The organism is Pelagibius sp. Alg239-R121 (assembly GCF_947331435.1).
Lineage (GTDB): Bacteria > Pseudomonadota > Alphaproteobacteria > Kiloniellales > Kiloniellaceae > Denitrobaculum.
Genome location: NZ_CAMZOF010000014.1, coordinates 21,414 through 39,199 on the forward strand (window position 1 = coordinate 21,414; position 17,786 = coordinate 39,199).

Here is a 17,786-nt window from a genome sequence, read left to right on the forward strand (position 1 = left end):
CTCCGATCGGAAGAGCTTTGCCCTGACACCAAGTCTCCGTGGGTGCGTTTTCTAATTGATGAAAGCTGGACCTGCGCGCACCGCCCGCAAGTCTTTTCCTTTCCCCCGTGTGCTCACTGCGTTGCGTGCTGCGCCAGGGTTCGGAAAAAACTTGCAACCGTCGCTTCTCCGCCGGTCCCGGGTCGCTTCATCGAAAACGCAAACAACGGAGATGAACCATGTCGAACAACCATTACGTCCTCACAGTTCCCGTCGAGTATCAGGACAACGGCACCACCAAGACCACTTTCCGCCGCGTCGGCGTGGTTTTCGAGAACACCCGCAGGGATACAGGCGAAACCTTCTTCAACATCAAACTCGACTTTCCTGTTGGTGTAACCGAGATGGTTGCCTTCCAGCCCAAGGCCAACGACGAGTTTGGCGAATAACCGCCAGGGCGCCGCGCAAGCGGCGCCTTTTTTCTTCGTTCGAGGCATGCGGGATACGCGATCGGATCTGTCACAAAGTTTAATTAAGGTCAGAGATTGTTTATGAAACTGGTGCAGTTACCCTACGAGTTCAGCGAACTGGTGGAATCCTGACTTGCCTGCTTTGCAGAATTGATTCTTGCGAATCATCTGTGCCACCTCAATGCCGTCGAGGGTACCAGCGGCAGATTTGAATGATTTGAACCCACCCATTGGACGGATCCGTTTTTTGATAAATCTATGATCCTGCTCGACGATGTTGTTGAGGTATTTGGATCTGATGATTTCAATCTGAATCGGGCACCCAAACCGAGCTAGAATCTTGTTAGTGTTTTTGATCCCGGATCTATTGGTATTGCTCTTGTCGATGACGATCTTTTCAGGGAGTCCGTTGGACGAAAGTGCTTTGCCGAAAAACAATGTTGCTGCAGCTTCGTTGCGTCGTTCTGATAGCATGAATTCGAGAGTTTTTCCCGACTTGTCAACGGCACGGTACAAGTATGCCCACTTGCCACGGACCCGAACATAGGTCTCATCCATGCGCCAAGACCGTTTTGTCGAGGCCTTTCGCATTTGTGCTTCGATCGCAACTAAAGGAGAAAACTTGACCACCCAGCGGTTCAGTGTCGAATGATCGACCGAGACACCTCGTTCGGCCATGATCTCTTCCAGATCGCGATAAGACACTGTATATCGAACATAGAAATATACCGCAAATAGGATCTCATCCTCTGGATAGTGATTGCCCTTGAAGGAGATCATCTTCTAACTCCGATCCATTGCCCAAATGACAAAGACCGATAGCGGATCACGCCAACAAAGCAAGCTACGGTTAAAACTTTGCGACAGAACCTTTTCTTTGCGGCCAAGTAGGTTGACTCGGTAGATAGGGGAGTGTTTCGGGATGTATATGGACAATAAATGGGCGCCGATGATGGGTACGGACTTATCGGCGTTTTTGGAGCAGATCACACCCATTGACGGACGCTATACAACCGATTCGGCAACGACCCAAGTGGGCACGCGGACGTTGCCGTTTTACGACAGTGTGGAGCTGATCCGGGTGAAAGACCCGTCTTGGGAGCCGGGTAACCTTTTTATCTACTATTTGCGGGATAGTGGGATCCTGTTCCGCCTCAACGGCACATCGCCCCCCTTGCATGAGGTGAATGCCAAAGCGCCGATCAAGATAAATGAGCGCAATGTTATTGATTACCTTGAATTTTTCTGCTTCTTCGTGCGTGGCGAAGAAGGCCCGTTTCTGATCGTGCAATCCATGGCCGATACTTATGTCCCAAAGCAGTTGGACGTCACAACGAGTACCGTTATGGAAGGGACATTGCGCCCTGCGACCTTTGAGGGGGTGAACGAGCAGGGCCATTACCTGTGTGACGCAGTTGTCTATTATTCCAATGCTATCTTTATTACAAATTTTACGGTCCATCCCACGGGCATGGTCGAGATGCTTGATGATGAACCAATCGCGGCGGACCTGCCGCAAAAAATTTCAGCGCCCGTGTCCTGACGCGCAGGTTGACCCTTGGTCATTTCCTCGAAACAGTAAGGCCCGGAAAATGGAGTTCGATTTGTCGTTGAAAAGAGAGTTACGTTACAGTCCGACCGCGTTTATCAGCGGCACATTTGCAGATATGGAGCGCTGGCGAGATGAGGCGCGGAATGTGTTGGAGCGCGCAAAGATTTTCGGTATTGATTTGAGAACGGCGGCGCTTGGCCATCGCCCGACCAAGGAGCATATCGATCGAGATCTGGATGGGTCGCGTATCCTGATTGGTATCTATGGGGACCGCTATGGCAGCCGGGTCAGACCGGACAATGCGCCGCCTTCCTGGTCACACTACGAATACGCCCGCTACACCCATCTGGCCGAGCTGTACCGCCATGCGCCGGACCGTCCCGAGCTACTCGTCCTCGTGCCAGACAAGACCGGCCCCGCCTATATCGAGGCGAAGCAGGAGGCGGAACGTGTATTCGACGAGGAAAAGCTGACCCAGCAAGAGCGGGACGAAGATCGCGCGTTGCAGCAGCGTTTCATTGCCATGTTGGAGGGGGTAGCAGACGATTTCGCGGAATACAGCGACAATATCCCGCCGGTTCAGGTGGATCCCAATATGCGAGGTAAGATTGTCGCGCGCTTTGAGGATGTGACCACGATGCGCGAAGAGATATTCACCTTTCTTGCCGTGATCGGGTTCGGGCAGTATCTGCAGAGCACGCTGCCTGCAGCTACGCCTGCGGCCTATACGCAGCCTGCGGTAGCGGGGCCGGTGCCTGCGCCGAAGCTTATCACGCGACTGACTCCGGTCGATCGGCCGGCAGGCGCCTGCGTGGTCGTGCCGCGTCTGGAGAAGGCAGATCCAGCGGCGGTTGGGGTGGCCTTGTCCCATGCCAACCCGTGGGACACGCCAGAACCTGAAGAGTTCATTGACCTTTCGGTCGATCGGGGCGGCGATCTGTTGCAGACGTTGCAGGATTTTGCGGATCTTCGCTACGGAGTCTCAGGCGAGACGTTCGAGGCATTGACCGGCGAGACCGCCCGCGCCGTAGCCGGACTCGAAGAGCCCGAGATGTTCCGGTTAGACGCAATGCCGCGTGGTCACGTGATCAAATTTCTCAAGGAGGTCTGGCCGAGGTTTCACGCGCAGCTTGCGACGGCGCGCAAGGCGTCCGGGAACGATGGCTCGGGCCTGTTGCTGATCCTGACAACCACCTCTACGCCCGCAGCCCTCAAACCCCATTGCCAGGGGTTGGGGGACGCCAAGCCTTTCAATACTCCGATCCTGGTGGATAACACTGGGGTTGAGATCCCGACCAAGCCATCCACGCGGACAGCCTAGACAGGAAATCTTGCTCAATGACCAAAGATGCGGAGCCCTACAAGACGTTCACCGGAACTGGCGCGCTCGATTATGTCATCAGCCGGCAGGATGCCATGCTGGTCGATCTGGCCATCAAGCTGGGGCGGCCATTACTGGTCGAGGGGGAGGCAGGCTGCGGCAAGTCCACACTGGCCGAGGCGATTGCGACGGAACTTGACCTGGGCGATCCGATCACGGTACCGATCCGGTCGTCATCGCGCTCCAACGATCTGTTTTACCGCTATGACGGCCTGGTGCGGCTGCAGGATCGCGATACGGATTCCCAAAGATCGAAGAAAGCGCAGAACTACATCACGCTGGAACCCGTGGGCCGAGCCATTGTGGAAGGCCAGCACAAGGTTGTCCTGATAGACGAGATCGACAAGGCGGATATGGATTTCCAGAATGATCTGTTGTTCGCACTCGAGCGGTTTGAATTCCGGATCGATGATATCCCGGCGTCTGAGACTAAAAAAGTCAATGGGGTGGCCCACCGGATGGTCGGTGAGGGATCGTCGCGGCCGATCATCATGTTCACGTCGAACCAGGAAAAACTGCTGCCAAAGCCCTTTTTGCGGCGCTGTTTCTATCTGGAGCTGAAATTCCCATCTGATCCGGCACGGCTGGAGGAGATCGTTATCGCAAACCTGCGGACCCGGGCGGAAAAGGGTGTACAGGGGGCCGCGTCGCTTAAGGAGTTGAACACAACCACTGTGTCCCGTGCGGTGGCGTCGTTCCTGGAGATCCGCGAGGCCGCCGACAAGGCCGGTGCGATGAAGAAGCCCGCCACGGCGGAGCTCCTGGATTGGGTCCATGCGTTGCATATCCGGGCGGATCTCGCCACTGACCTCAAGGGGTTACACCCGCCGCTCTGGGAAATTTTGTTTCGGACCGCGCAGGACAAACGCCACCACGCGGACAGCGCGGGCGGGTAGGGGCAGTTTTTTGGATCAGCCGAGCGTCCCATTCTCGACGATTGTCTATGCCCTGCGAGAGGCCGGGTTGGAGATTTCTGTGCAGGACGTCATGCGCGGGATTGAGGCACTGGAGGTGTTGGACGACCCGTTTGGGCAATTGGCTGCGGTGGAACCTATGGTCGGTGTGGACGCAGCGTTCGACCGCGAGCGGCTTGCCCGGCGGGACAGCCTTGTCTGGTTGGTTCAAACGCTCTGGGCGCGCAGCGATGATGAGCGGGCCATCGTTCGCACTGTCATCGAACAGGCGATCGCACCGGCACCCGGTGTCCATACGCTCGAACTGCGGGGGCCGTCCTCTTCCCAGCTCGTGGAGTCCGAGCCGACCACGCGCCCGCCAACATCGGAGCCTCTGGTCGACCTGTCCATTACCGATGGCGCGGACGAGGAGCGCACCGAGACGATGGAGGAAGCCGCAGGTCTGGACGGATTGTCCCTCGCCCGGCGCAAAGCGCGCGCGGCGCTAAGTGTCCCAGTTCCGGCGATCGAGGATACGGGTCTGGGAGAGGCCACCTCCTTTGATCTCGAAGACGCGCCTATGATTGACGAGCTGAGCCTTGCATCCGTGTGGCGCCGTTTCCGGCAACCAGTGCTCAAGACGGACCCCACGCGGGTTGATATCGACCGATCGGTGAAGGCCACGATACGCGCAAGTGGCCAGTTGACGATTGTCCCGGCGGAGCGGCGCGTCAATCAGGCGCGTCTGCTCGTGCTGCTGGATGTGAGTGCGGCCATGGCGCCCTGGACCACCACGCGGGCCCAGTTCGAGGCGACTCTTGATCCGCTGGAAAGTCGTCTGGAAGAGGTCCAGATCTGGTATTTCTCGGGCGTGCCTGGGACGCGGATTGCCCGCGATACGGCGTTGCGCGACCGCGAAGAGCTGACAAAGTTGCTGCAGACATGGCAGGGCGGCCCCATGCTGGTTCTGGGGGAGGCGGGGGCTGCCCGTGCACCTGCGCCCCAACTGTATCAACGAATGTTGCAGTTTGTCGGCATAACCCGCATGGCTGCGATCCGTCCCGTCATCTGGGTGAATCCAATGCCCCGGCATCGCTGGCAAGCCGATGTCGCCCACCTTTTGGACAGGGAAGCCCATATCACGGCCTTCCCCCTTGGCTATGAGTCGTTGATCGAGGCGGTGCGCGTCATGCGGGAGCAGGCGAAATGAACGCCTTCGACCGGGATACTCGCCTTGATCCCTTGCAGGTTCTGGACCTTGTCGAGTCCTTCGAGGCGCAATTCGGGCGCACCTCACTGGAACTTGCGGCCCATGCGGCGGTCGCGCACCGGTTGCGGCCTGAAATCGTCGCACTTATTCGGACGAATTTTCTTGTCAGCCCTGCGCGGTTGCAGGCCGCCCACGATGCGGATGTGCTCTTTGGCCCGCTGGCTGTGGCGCAAGGGGACGGCTTTTATGAGATGCAGCGGGATGCGAAAGACTTCCTCGTAAAAGTGCTCGACCGGATTGCACCGCCGGGTCGCACTGGCCGGGCGCGGTCACAGGATGTGGCGCGGCTCTTGCGGCATCACTTCCGGCAGGTCGAGGCCGTCCCGCGCTTTGCGACGCATCGTTACGCCCAGTTTCGACAAGAGAATATGTGGCGGGCCATCGCCATTGACGATCCCAAGGAAGCGCGGCGCCACATCCAGGACCATGCCAGACGCCGAAATTCCGCGACCCACGACACCCTGAAAAACGCGCCACGCGGCGCGGGGATTGTCTCGGTCGCGGGGTCGATGCTGGAGATGTTTCACGATGAATTGATCTATCTGGAAGCTCAGGATTTGATCGCTGACGGACAGGTTGATGACGGTGTCGCTTTGCTGGAAATCCTGGTGGAAACCAGCGCGGACACAGGGGCTGCGCAGGACCTTGAGCCCTCTGTGCTCTTGCAGGAGGAGCGCGCGTTCCTGCAGCGCCGGCGCTACACAGCCATGGGGGAGGCCGAAAGCACGGCCACCAATCGGCCCGAGCTTGGCCCACGTGGCAGTGGCGGGGGGCTCGAAAGCCACATTGAGATCAATGCCCGCGAGCTTCGACTCCGCGACACGCCCTTGACGCGAGCGGTGATGGACGGCGATGCGGCCCGGTTTGCCGATGCGCTCGAGACGGAAGGTATCGACCTCAACCAACTGGACCGATACGGCCATGCGGCGCTGCACCACGCAGTCTATTTCGGACGGCCCGAAATGGCCCTACAATTGCTTGAGGTGGGTGCCGAGATTGATGTGCTCTCTGCGCGGCTGGCCACACCGTTGTTCTATATGGGCGAGCATGGCCTCACGGATCTGGCGCGCACCTTTCTGGAGCGAGGCGCGCAACTGCGGCATTTTACGGAAAAGAAGAACTCGCCCCTAATAGCGGCTGCCTATTTTGGGCATCGGGACCTTGTGGCACTGTATTTGGAGCAATTGACGGGGGATCGTGCACATCTCAACGCGCGTAATGATGAGGGTTTCTGCGCGTTGATTGCGGCGCTTGGACAAGGTAACACGGTGCTCTATGACATGCTGATCGCGGCAGGCGCGGATCCAGTGTCGCCCATGACTGAAGGCTATACCCACCTTCACGCTGCCGCATCAGGTCAGTCGGCCCTTCTGGTGGAGGCGGTTCTGCGCTCAGGGTACACAGTGGATCCACTGAACTCCACGGGGTGGAGCCCTCTTCATATCGCTTCGTCGAACACCCCGTCGCTGGAGGTTATTGATTTGCTGCTGGAGTGCGGTGCAGATCCGTTCCGGCCCACCATTCATGGTTGGACCCCATCGCGGTTGGCCGCCCATTGGGACAACCTGGAGATTTTGCAAAGGTTTCTTACGCTTGGTGCTCCACTGACGCGACAGCATTACTATGACGCGGCCTATAATGGCGCCGTGCGGGTGCTGCAGTATTTGCTGGGACTGCCGCACCCTCTCGTTGAGACCAAGGCGCTTGCCGATCCGTTGATACGGTCTGGCCGTCGGGCCGCTGTTGAATACCTTTTGGCTGATGAAGGCCGCTTTGGAGTATCGCGCGATCTTATTTTTCTGCGCGCGGTGGAATACGGCAAAGACGAAATCATTACCTTGTTCCGAGAAAAAGGTTGGCCGCTGCCCGAAGATCCGCTCCCTGTGCCTGTGGGGGAGCCTTCTAAAACAACACCAGCGTCCCGCAGCCCGTCTGCTGCGGCAGAGCCAAAGGGGCTCGCTGGTGCGATTGGTCGTGCCGGTTACAATTGGCGCAAGACGATGACGGCGTTGCTGGACTGGCCCGAGGCACAACAACGAGTTGCCGATGTCATCTTCACCAAGTCGGTGGAGAAGGGAAAAGCGTCTGTCTTGCGGTTTTACCAGGATCGGGGCTGGCCGATGCCGCCACCGCCTAAAGATACTTCGACCAAAACACCAGCCACTGGTTTTAGTGCCTGGCTACCGGTTCTTAATAAGGTTCAGTCGGGCTGGCGGTACACGATGGAGATGCTACTGGGCTGGCCAGAGGCGCGCGCGCAACTGGGCGTGGAGTTATTCGAGGCCGCAATTGCCAAGGGTTACACTGATGTCTTCGACACCTATGACGAACAGGGTTGGGAACGGCCTAAGCGGCCCTCTGCGCAACCCGATTGGGGTTGGGTCGTGGGTAAGGATGTCCCGGGGCGTGACGGCTGCGTGGCCGAGCTCGTGCAACGCCCCGGCGCGGTCATTGTTCCGCCGTCGGGGCGCTCCATGATGCATTTTGCAAGCCAGAACGGGTTGGTGAAGACTCTCCAGGTCCTTGCAAACATGGGCCAGGACATGGATATGCTGGACCGGGGGAACTGCACGCCTTTATCCGTGGCCATCTCTAACAATCAGGTTGAGGCCATGCGGGTCCTCCTGGAAGCGGGGGTGGATCCCAATGCGCGCGTCGACATCGCCCATGTTCCGGTGTTCTTTCAGGCGCGCGTCGATCACCTGCCCTTGCTGCGTGACTTTGGGGTGGATCTTTCGCGGACAGCGCTCAATGGTCGCACGTGGGTGCATGAAATTGCCTGCGACGTTACCGAAGCCAATGTAGATCAGATCCTGGCTCCGGCGCTTGAGGCAGGCGTGCCCATAGACGCGTCGGATGTGGCTGGCAACACGGCGCTGCACTTGGTGGCGCAAGCGGGTGCGACACCAGCTGTCGCCCCTTTGCTGAAGGCAGGCGCACGGCTTGAAGCGCGGACGCAGGCCGGCTATACGCCGCTGTTGCTGGCCATGGCGCGGGACCAGACCGAGACAGCGCGCGCACTGCTTACGGCGGGCGCGGATCGCGCGGCCAGATTGCCGGGCGGGCTGGGCCTTTTGCACCTAGCCGCGACGCACAACCGCTCCACTTTTATCAAAGATCATTGGGTGGCGCTGGACGGACCGGGGGCTGCAGCTTGGGCACCTAGCCGTACCGTTTTGCAACTGGCGGCAGAGTCAGGGGCGGACCAGGTGGTGCGCACCTTGATCGACATGGGCGCGGACCCGAACCGGGCAGCAGGCAGCACTCCGTCGCCTGCGGCGCTCGCTGTTACGGCCGGGAACTACAGCGCGGCGCAGATGTTGTTGCGCGACGGGGCGGACCATCGGGCCAGGGACCCGCTGACGGGCATGACATTGCTGTTGCTTGTGCAGAACGCCCGCGCGACGTTCACAGTCGCCCAGAAAGAGATCCCTGACGGATTGGAGGACCTCTACACCTATCTGATGACGTCGAGGAGCCGGGCACAAAACGGGAAGGCCAGTACTGCGGCCCCCACGCCGCGTTCTCCACAAGAGGTCGCCCCTGTTGCCCCAACGCCGGTAATGCAAAGCAAAGGGGTTCCGCCTGCGCCGCTGCCCGCGCATGCGGAAGAAGGCCAGAAAATGTCCTCCCAAACCCCCGAGGATACAAAATCCACGTCGCCGACCGCACCACCAACGTCATCGCCCGCTACGACAGCAGACCCAACCAGGGCGCTGCTACCGGGCGCGGTTCCATCTGGCCTGCCCTCGTCGTCGGTCTTCACGGTCACGCCCGAGAACCCGGTCGAGGCAGGGTGGGACCCTGTGACGGGCGGGCGCATTGGCGTTTTGTCCCGCGCGGTGCAGCGATTTGCGGGAGTATACGGGGACCATCCGATCACCGAATACCTTTCTCGGCCCTTGCCATTCTATGGTGGCATCGAGTTGATCCGACTGCGGAGCACCCGGTGGGCGGGGCAGCCGGTGGGTCTTTACTTCGTTGATCTGCCGGAAACATTGACCTGGCTGAATGGAACCCCCGGGCCCATCGGAGAGGTGAACGCCAAGGCACCGATCCGGCTTTCGACCGAGAACGTGCTCGACTATCTGCGGTTCTTCACATTCTTTATGCGAAACAATGACCAGCCGTTCTACATGGTCGAGGACCCGAAAGACCCGAACCTAGCAGCGCTCAATGCCGCGCAGCCCGCGTTGTTGGAAGAGGTTGCGGCGGCGCCCACTCTAACCCGCGTCAAAACCCCCGAGGGGGAGGGGTTCCGGGTGGTGGCCACGATCTTCTATGAAAAACAGATACGTCAGTCGGTCTTTCAGGTGCTGATGGACGGAACGGTTCACTTGTTGAATGATGAAATGGCGACCGAGGTGCTCGATTTCGCGTTAGACCTGCCGATACGCTAACCGGTTATGTTGGTCACCTTGGCCTCGAATTGGCGCAGGTCCATCTGCGGTGGAGTGAGCCCGCCAAAGGGGCCTTCCTTAGAGCGCCAATAGGCCAGGATTTGGGGGAACTGGTTAAACTCCAGCTCCGCGTCCTTGATGATCCTGCGATCCAACGGAAAGAGGCGAATTCCATCTAGCCGCTTCAGCAGTGCAGACCTCTCGTCCTGCGTTGTGCAACCTGCGACCATACTTGCCAGATCATAGGGATCATTGGTGCCGAAACGTTTCTGCGCGGCGTCCCGCCGAGTCATAAGAAGGCCGAGGATCCGCTGGGCGGCTTTGGCGGACGGGCCTTGGGAAATGCGGCAGACATAGATGATCCGCGCATAGGCATTCAGTTCGGCCTGACCGAATTCCGGCAGATAGACGAGCACACCGGAGCGTTGTGAAGACACCAGATCAAGCGCCGCGACTTGCGCGCAGAAGGTACAGGCCAGCAGCATTGCGTCTGTCGTCGCGGCACTGAGCGGTGCCACGATTTCCATGTATTTCTTGGATCTCAAGCCGCAGAAATGGCATGTGTTCTGGCTGCGCGAAAACACTGCGTTCTTCAGGGTTGCGTTGGTGCCTTTGCCGCTCCTGATCACGTTGAGTTGAGTGACGGGATCGGGAACCGCGGGAGAGGGGAAGGACACGCCCAACGGAGGATCGACATAATTGATATGGCCGTTGAGGTTGGTCGCCTGAAGGGACAGTGGGTTTTGGGGGTTGTCCTTTGGTCCCGTCCAGTCCTGGATCAGGGGTTTGGGGGCTACGGTTTTGGCGGATGACGGGGTGGATGGAGGCATTGCCTTCGCAGGCGCTGGCGCCGGATCAACCGGCGGCAATGCTGTTCCGCTGCGCACTGCGACAACGCGCTGATGTGTGAGGCCCGCATTGCTGAGAAATACTGTAATATCGCCCGGAAGGTTTTGCCATTCCGTCAGGATGGATTGCAGGATATCTGCACCGGTCACTTCTTGCCTACCCTCACTTTGGGAGGCGACCGCAGCGCGCTGAACCACGCGCTGGAATGCCGCTGAGGGGATAGCTTCTTTAGCCAACTTGGGTCTGGGCACCGGTGCTTCGGAACGGATCATGGCACCGAGGCTCGTGCGAAAGTCGATGACCGACATGTCGTCAATCACGGTCTGAACAAGGGCGCGCGCATCTGGATCTTCGAGGATTTCGAGCAGGATGTGCATGACCTCTGCTGTGCTCTGGCCGATCGTCCTTGCAGTGGCAATGGCGGCATGGATTGCCTGTTCAACGGTTGTGGTGAAACTAGGCATCGCTATTTCTCCTTCGCTCCGCGCTGATCCTTGCGGATCTGATCGAGGATATTTGCATTAAGGGGATTGAGCCGCAGCTGAGCGCAACCCGATTCCTCAGGGTCGACGATGCTGCGCGATTGGCGCAGATAGGCGCAGCTGAGCCGTGTCACTCCAGGCCTCCGGCGTTTCGGGTCGGAACCGGATCAGAAAGGCGCTGTCCCCCTTCATCCAGTCTGACAGCTTTTTTTGGCCATCCCACATGGCCCCTAGCAGCTCTGTGCCGTCTGCTGTCATGGCATAAGGCAAGGAGACCGTAATCCGATAGGTATTGGCCGACAGTCAGGCGGCCGTCGTCACGAGGTTCCATTGTTCGCTCGCGTTGGTTCTGAATTGACGCAGTATTTTTCGAGATATCAGATGACGTTGAAAATAAAAGACATTGTAGACAGCGGCGTGGGTGGAGAGATATCGTTGTGCTGACCCAGCCGATTTGAAACGTTGCATTGTTCGCTCGCGCTGCCGAATTGGTAAGTGAGAATTCTCAGCCCTGTTGTTGCTTCTCCCACCTGAAATGTGTCTGCAACTCATGCCGAGATCATGCAGCGCAGCCCCATAGGAAGGCAATTTGTCAGTGATGACTTGATCTGGAACAAATCCCCGAGACTTGAGCAGTTTGCGCATGAGTTTCAGGGCAGCTTTCTTGTTTCGACGGGATTGAACCAGAACGTCCAGGACCTCACCTTCGCTGTCGACGGTGCGCCAAAGGTACATCACTTGCCGTTGATGGAGACGAACACCTCGTCGAGGTGCCATCGCGCATCCGGTTTTGGTCGCGTTTGTCTCAGTCTTCGAGCATAGGCTGGTCCGAACTTCAGTGTCCAACAGCGGACCGTCTCATAGCTCACATCAATGCCGCGTTCTGCGAGCAGATCCTCGACGTCGCGAAAGCTGAGCGGGAAGCGAAAGTACAACCAAACAGCATGCTGGATGATTTCAACCGGAAACCGATGTCGGCGATAACTTACTTTATTCATTGGGGCAGGCTATTCGAGACTGATGCCTGATACCAGACAGTTACCCTGACAGCACCGAGCCAACCATTCCTCGAGTGCTTCTTCCGGGTCCCTGAAGGGATCGCACAGGAGCATCTCTTGGGTATCCTGTCGTGTGGCATCCAATTGGTCCCTGCCCTCCTGCAGGGCAAGCAGGTTTTCCAGTGTCAGGATCTCGTCGGGTTTCTGCCGCGCCAGGCGCCGCCGGGCGAGCAGGATTGAGCGAGCCTGAAAGAGTTCATGGTTAGGCAGGCGAGCATTGGTGTTGGCATCATCGAGAGTCATCTCTTGTATTGAATCATTAAATCGCTGAAATTTGTTCGAACGTAAGTATGTTCGGACGATCCGGCAATAATGAGAGTCATCCTTTGCAGAATACAACATTCGTAGAAGGTTCATCATCTGATGATCTGAAGCCTCGACTGACCTTTCGGATTGGTGTTTCGGGACATCGCCCTAAATCCTCAAACAAACCCAACGACCCGCGTAAAAACGGGCTGTCAGATGCTGAGCTTGAGATTGTGCGCGAGAGAGCGGACGCGATCCTTGACTGCATCTTAGACGCTGTCGGCACACTGAATTCGCGCCTGGATCACGATTATTGGTCAGACGAGACTCCCGAGGTTAGGCTGGTTACGTCGCTGGCGGAAGGCGCGGACACGGCCTTCGCCCAAGCCGCCATGGACGACGCACGCGCCATGCAGCTTGATGTTATTCTGCCCTTTCAGCGAGACGAATACAAAAAACAGCAGGGATTTTCGCCAAAGGCTGCGATCGAGTTTGACCGGCTCGCCAACCACGATCGTCGCCACGCCTTGTTCGAGCTTGAGGGCAATAAAAAGGAAGCGGGTCTGCCCTACTTGGCGGCTGGACGGCGGGTATACGAACACGCCGATGTTTTGGTCGGTGTATGGAATGAGAAATCTGCGGCCGGAACCGGTGGAACAGCCCAGATTCTACGCGAGGCCTTGGAGACCGGCGTACCCGTCCTTTGGTTGTCGCCATCAGGAGTGACAAAGCTGCTCACCGATGCAAGCCACCTCGAAAACCATGCGGATCTTGAGGATGTGTTCGCCGAAGAAGGCCGGTTTTCGGATGCACTGAGTGCCCTTGTTCAGAGGTTGCTCGCACCACCGAAGGGAAAGGCGAGTGAGCGGTTGTTGCGGTTCTACAGAGAGCCATCTTTTACGCATACCCGTCGGACGGCATTTTCGGTTCTCCGGTGGCTGTTTACTCATCATGATAAGGAGAAGAGGGAAGATCTCGACACCGCGACAAAGTCCAATTCGACGTTCATGCGGAACGACTTTGCTTTAAACGATTCTGCAGTAATGGCTTGGGACCGTTATCATCAGGCGGCTGAGGACGTGGGTGGGGAGCGCTTTGCACAGACACTGCGCAACCGGCTGGCACCGCGCTGGCGGAAGGCTGATGTCGTTGCGCTCTACTATGGGCATAGCTTCCGTTCGGCTTATGTCATCAACTTCCTGCTTGCCGCTATGGCGGTGATCATGGGTTTGACCGGTGTCCTCTGGTGGACGGACGATCAATGGTCCATGCACGCGAAGGCGGTATTCGTTGCGCTCGAGATCACGATCGTTTTCGCAATTCTCTTTTTGACGAGTTACGGGCGCGAACCGCACGAAGTATTATTTTTCGGTAAGTGCAAATTTGGCCAAGATTGGCACACGCGCTGGATCGATGCGCGCACGCTGGCGGAACAACTTCGCTTAGCGAGACTACCAGTCCTGCTCGGCAACAGCGCGAGTCCTCCACAGGGTCACAGCGAGCGAGATGATGCCTGGGTGGAGTGGTACGTACGGGCGACGTTGCGTGAAATCGGCCCCCCCACCGGTCTCCTGAACAGCGACCGCTTAAAACGGGCTATCGACACAGCCATAAAAGACGAAATAGATGGTCAGATTGAATACAATAAAAGGGCTGGGAAAGAATATCGTCAGGTCGATCACGCTCTCCACGTTGTGGGAGAACGTCTGTTCGTTGCAACCCTCGTAGTAGGACTGATCTTTCTTAGCTACTATGTCTTTTACGTTCTTGGGTCGGGTAAAGAGCTAAAGCCCCTCATGAAATCCGTAGTGACCCTGTTGGGTGCGGGCCTCCCTGCACTCGGCGCCGCCCTGAATGGCATCCGAGCCATGGGGGATTTCAAGATTGTCGAGAAACAGGCCGATCGGACTTATGCTGAGTTGGTGACAGTGCGTGACCGACTCTTGAAACACCGAGAGAAGCCCAATCGATTGGAGACCGGCCGGATGTTTTCAGAGGCAACGCGTGCTATGTCCAGCGACCTTAACGATTGGGTCAAGATATACAGGTTGCGGGAGTTGGGCCTGCCCGCTTAGCCATGGGATGCAACAGCGATTATCTCTCTGCCGTTAGCATGATCCTGCATTTGGGACGATCCGGCTTTCGGTGGGAGCCTGCTCAGGGCGAAAGGAAGAACTGTTTCAAAATACTTAGAATTTTAGGAATTCTCTATAGCGCAGCCAGAGTTCGGGAACTTCCAGACTGGCCATGTGATCCCATAGGCGCCGAGGATTGCCATAACTGAAGCTGTCACGCTGTCCATCCGGTAGAAACTGATCGAAGTTTATTGTTTCCATCGAGTAAAAGTCTTGCCTTGGCGCCACCTGGAATTTGGAATTTTTGCGCGCGTATTGAGAAAATCTCAGGACGCTGTCGCGCTTCGCGGCCACATGCAGCGTCGGAATGCCATGAGCAATCGACCACTCCTGGAAGGCTGCATAGTCTGTATCAGGGTTGATCAACAGGATTCGAGCAGGTTGCCTTTGGGCCGAACTCACGGCATGTCGGGCAATGTCGCAACCGATGCTGTGGCAGACGATGGCGTAAGGGCCGTCAAGGCTCGACAAAAGCCGCGAAAGAGGAGGTGACACCAGCCGGGCGTTACGCACCGCCAGACCGTACCAGGTCAGGTGCCCCTTGAACCAGGCTTCGAACAAGTTACCGGGCGTGAAACTCACCGATGGCCAGCCGATGCCCGATATGCTCTCGAAGGGTGCAAAGGCATTCCGCAGGACCTCGTAGATCGTTAAGTGTGGGTTGTTCAATCCATCACCTTCCGGGTCGTACATTGTCCCATGCACCATGATAATTTTATACTCCGCACCGAGGCGTCGCTTCACATTCGCGACATCAGTGGGATCACTACTTTTTCCAGTGGGGTCAACCTCAAAAAGCGACCCGTCGACTATGTTCACCGATTGGGCGCGATACTCGTCAGATAGAGTCGTTGTAAACTTACCAGGATATCGGTCAGACTTGTGTTGCATGGGATTCCGTGTACTACTTTCGGGCGAACAACATGACAATAGCAGACTGATCACAGAGCTACAGATCAGCGTAGCAGTGCTGGAACGCCAATTGGTCAAAGGGCAATCCTCATTAAGCGCACATACAACTCTTTGATTTCGTTCAAGCGACACTCGAGGGACACATAAAGCAAAGAAAAACCTAACAGGTCATCTTTTACCAGACCACTGTCCAAATCCATAAACCATCTCAAGCGTGGCCAGAGGTATTCGTGATCGGCAATGTCTTCATCAGCTACAGACGTGATTTGTCTTCCGAAGTTGCAGGTCGCATTGCAATGGAGCTGCGGAAACGGCTCTCACGATGTAAGCCTTACCTCGATGTGGAGAGCATTGCTGTCGGCACTAATTTCGTTGACGTCATTGAAACCCAGCTAGCTCTCACGGACGTGGTGCTCGTCCTGATCTCGCCTGGCTGGCTTGACGTGCGAGACAAGGATGGCAAACTTCGTCTGTGGCAGCCCAAAGATCATGTGCGGGCAGAGGTCGCCGCAGCGCTCAAACGGGGCGTCGAAATTATTCCCGTGCTAATAGATGGCGCGCAGATGCCCAATGAAACGGAACTCCCAGGATCTTTGCGCGATCTTATTTACTGGAATGCAATTGACATACGTTCACAGTTTTGGGAGGACGATATCTTCCGCCTCTGCGCTGCCGTCGAGCCGAAGCTCCCAGAGCGGCATATCAGCCTATTCCTTGCCGGCATTTCCATGCCTAGTGCAGCGTTCCTGCTCCCTTACTTTCTCATCAGTGCGTTAATCCTCTTTGCCGCGCACGTGCTGCAGGTACACTTCATCCCCAGCGATTTCAGCACCGATTATGATAACGGCACCCGGGACCTCGGCTTCTTCTATGCGCTGAATTGGAGTGCGGTACTTTTTGTGCTTTGGCCGCTCGTTCTCTACTTATCGCATCATGTCTTACGAGAAACTCAAGGCTTTATCGAAAAGATAAAGAGCAGCGAACTGGTCGTTTTCATCGACCCAGAAGGACAGAGAAAACCCCGCTCGCCAGATGCGATCTGGCGCAGAGTTCTCCACCGCTCGTCGCTCTTCGTCATGATGTTAACCTTCCTGACGATCGTATTGTCGGGCTACAACGGGTATCAGTATTCGGGAAGATGGCCGGTTGAGGAATTCCCCTACACCGAGTTTCTTAAGATCAGTACCGGGATGGACTGGCAGGTGGCCTGGGCTGTTGATAAGGAATTTGCCGATCGATCAATCGGGATAAAATTCTTATCGTTTTTTGTCTATGAATTTTACAATTTTGGCTGGATCATGAAGTTCTCCGTCTTCGTCTTTCTTATCTTTTTGCTGACGGAGTTGGAAAATGTTGCGCAGAGCGCAGGAAACTACAAAGCCGAGAAGCTCTTACTCGATCCTTCGGATCCAGACGCGGGCGGATTTTCGGCATTCGAACGGATTCAGACTTCTATTTGCGCTGTAGCGATCTTGTCGATCTGCGCCATGTATCTCATGGCGATGCGAAACTACTTTTTGCCCCCCGGATGCCTGCCAACCATTCTGTCTGACGGCCAGGCATTGACCTCGCATTGTTACTTTACGCTGGGAATTGTCGACACTAGCGCCCGCATTCTTATAGATCTCTTCGTCGGTGTGGGAACGCCCAGTGGTTCAGATTGGTCGATACTTTTTAACAAAATTTCCAATGAACATAATAGCTTCACTATTGGGCCAGTCTTCGAAAACATGCTGGTCATCGGGTTGTTCTTCTACGTGAACGACAAGCTTGTTGGTACTCTTCGGCACTGCCAGCAAAATCTTAGGACGGTGGATGCAACCTCTTTGGTCGCCTCAGACTTGGTCCACAGACTGCGACGGCGCAGCTGGTACACTGTGACACTGCTTCTGTTGGGACTGCTATCGGCGCTCTTTCCAAATTTTTCAGTTGTGTTTCTGATCGCTCTGACTGTTTGGTCCATTCGAGGCGTGCTAACCCTTACTACGGCTGTTCGCGGTTTTGCTTGAAGTTCGAATCCCGTGCGATCTGACAGCGATTATGTCCGGGATCACCGGGTAGCGTCTGACCCCACGGCCTTAGGCGACAATCGCGCCCAAAGCCGACATCCCACTGTCAATCGCCTCAGCTACACAGAGCCGGAGATCCACACCCAAAGC

General features: G+C 56.8%; 13 protein-coding genes and 1 pseudogene. 8 read left to right on the top strand and 6 right to left on the bottom strand.

Annotation, left to right across the window (positions count from 1 at the left end; translation table 11 throughout):
- Positions 1-218 precede the first annotated feature (218 nt).
- Positions 219-428 carry a hypothetical protein gene (locus QMZ18_RS33505; RefSeq protein WP_282610810.1) on the top strand — a complete coding sequence of 70 codons (210 nt, stop codon included), beginning with the start codon at positions 219-221 and terminating at the stop codon, positions 426-428.
- 117 nt (positions 429-545) lie between these two features.
- Here the strand turns inward: QMZ18_RS33505 and QMZ18_RS33510 are convergent, their stop codons facing one another.
- Complete coding sequence (locus QMZ18_RS33510; protein ID WP_282610811.1) at positions 546-1,229, bottom strand: IS6 family transposase; 684 nt, start codon at positions 1,227-1,229, stop codon at positions 546-548.
- A 142-nt stretch (positions 1,230-1,371) separates the two neighbouring features.
- On the opposite strand from QMZ18_RS33510, the gene QMZ18_RS33515 reads away from it, so the two are divergent.
- The 5 genes from QMZ18_RS33515 (at position 1,372) to QMZ18_RS33535 (ending at position 9,945) form a co-directional block, all read left to right on the top strand.
- Positions 1,372-1,992: a hypothetical protein gene (locus QMZ18_RS33515; RefSeq protein WP_282610812.1), complete on the top strand. Its 621-nt coding sequence runs from the start codon at positions 1,372-1,374 to the stop codon at positions 1,990-1,992.
- 61 nt (positions 1,993-2,053) lie between these two features.
- Positions 2,054-3,322 (top strand): DUF4062 domain-containing protein, encoded by a 1,269-nt coding sequence (locus QMZ18_RS33520; RefSeq protein ID WP_282610813.1) that lies wholly within the window; start codon positions 2,054-2,056, stop codon positions 3,320-3,322.
- A 17-nt stretch (positions 3,323-3,339) separates the two neighbouring features.
- On the top strand, positions 3,340-4,278 hold the full coding sequence (locus QMZ18_RS33525; RefSeq protein WP_282610814.1) for a MoxR family ATPase: 939 nt from the start codon (positions 3,340-3,342) through the stop codon (positions 4,276-4,278).
- A gap of 10 nt (positions 4,279-4,288) precedes the next feature.
- A complete protein-coding gene (locus QMZ18_RS33530; protein ID WP_282610815.1) occupies positions 4,289-5,485 on the top strand; it encodes a VWA domain-containing protein in 1,197 nt (398 codons plus the stop codon).
- A complete protein-coding gene (locus tag QMZ18_RS33535) occupies positions 5,482-9,945 on the top strand; it encodes an ankyrin repeat domain-containing protein (RefSeq protein ID WP_282610816.1) in 4,464 nt (1,487 codons plus the stop codon). The genes QMZ18_RS33530 and QMZ18_RS33535 overlap by 4 nt, the downstream gene beginning before the upstream one ends.
- Here the strand turns inward: QMZ18_RS33535 and QMZ18_RS33540 are convergent.
- The 4 genes and pseudogenes from QMZ18_RS33540 to QMZ18_RS33555 form a co-directional block, all read right to left on the bottom strand.
- Entirely contained in the window at positions 9,942-11,258 is a 1,317-nt protein-coding gene (locus QMZ18_RS33540; RefSeq protein ID WP_282610817.1) for a hypothetical protein, read from the bottom strand. The two genes, QMZ18_RS33535 and QMZ18_RS33540, sit on opposite strands and share 4 nt — an antisense overlap.
- Before the next feature lie 2 nt (positions 11,259-11,260).
- Positions 11,261-11,410, bottom strand: a complete 150-nt coding sequence (locus QMZ18_RS33545; protein WP_282610818.1) for a hypothetical protein — start codon at positions 11,408-11,410, stop codon at positions 11,261-11,263.
- 169 nt (positions 11,411-11,579) lie between these two features.
- Positions 11,580-12,274, bottom strand: a pseudogene (locus tag QMZ18_RS33550) (IS6 family transposase).
- Between the two features lie 9 nt (positions 12,275-12,283).
- Positions 12,284-12,577, bottom strand: a complete 294-nt coding sequence (locus QMZ18_RS33555; RefSeq protein WP_282610819.1) for a hypothetical protein — start codon at positions 12,575-12,577, stop codon at positions 12,284-12,286.
- An 83-nt stretch (positions 12,578-12,660) separates the two neighbouring features.
- Between QMZ18_RS33555 and QMZ18_RS33560 the strand changes: the two genes are divergently transcribed.
- Positions 12,661-14,655: a hypothetical protein gene (locus QMZ18_RS33560; protein WP_282610820.1), complete on the top strand. Its 1,995-nt coding sequence runs from the start codon at positions 12,661-12,663 to the stop codon at positions 14,653-14,655.
- A 114-nt stretch (positions 14,656-14,769) separates the two neighbouring features.
- Here QMZ18_RS33560 and QMZ18_RS33565 read toward each other — a convergent pair whose 3' ends face one another.
- The gene (locus QMZ18_RS33565) at positions 14,770-15,423 is read right to left on the bottom strand and encodes an alpha/beta hydrolase (RefSeq protein WP_282610821.1); all 654 of its coding nucleotides are present in this window, start codon (positions 15,421-15,423) and stop codon (positions 14,770-14,772) included.
- Between the two features lie 434 nt (positions 15,424-15,857).
- Between QMZ18_RS33565 and QMZ18_RS33570 the strand changes: the two genes are divergently transcribed.
- Positions 15,858-17,636 carry a toll/interleukin-1 receptor domain-containing protein gene (locus QMZ18_RS33570; protein WP_282610822.1) on the top strand — a complete coding sequence of 593 codons (1,779 nt, stop codon included), beginning with the start codon at positions 15,858-15,860 and terminating at the stop codon, positions 17,634-17,636.
- The last annotated feature ends 150 nt before the right edge of the window (positions 17,637-17,786 follow it).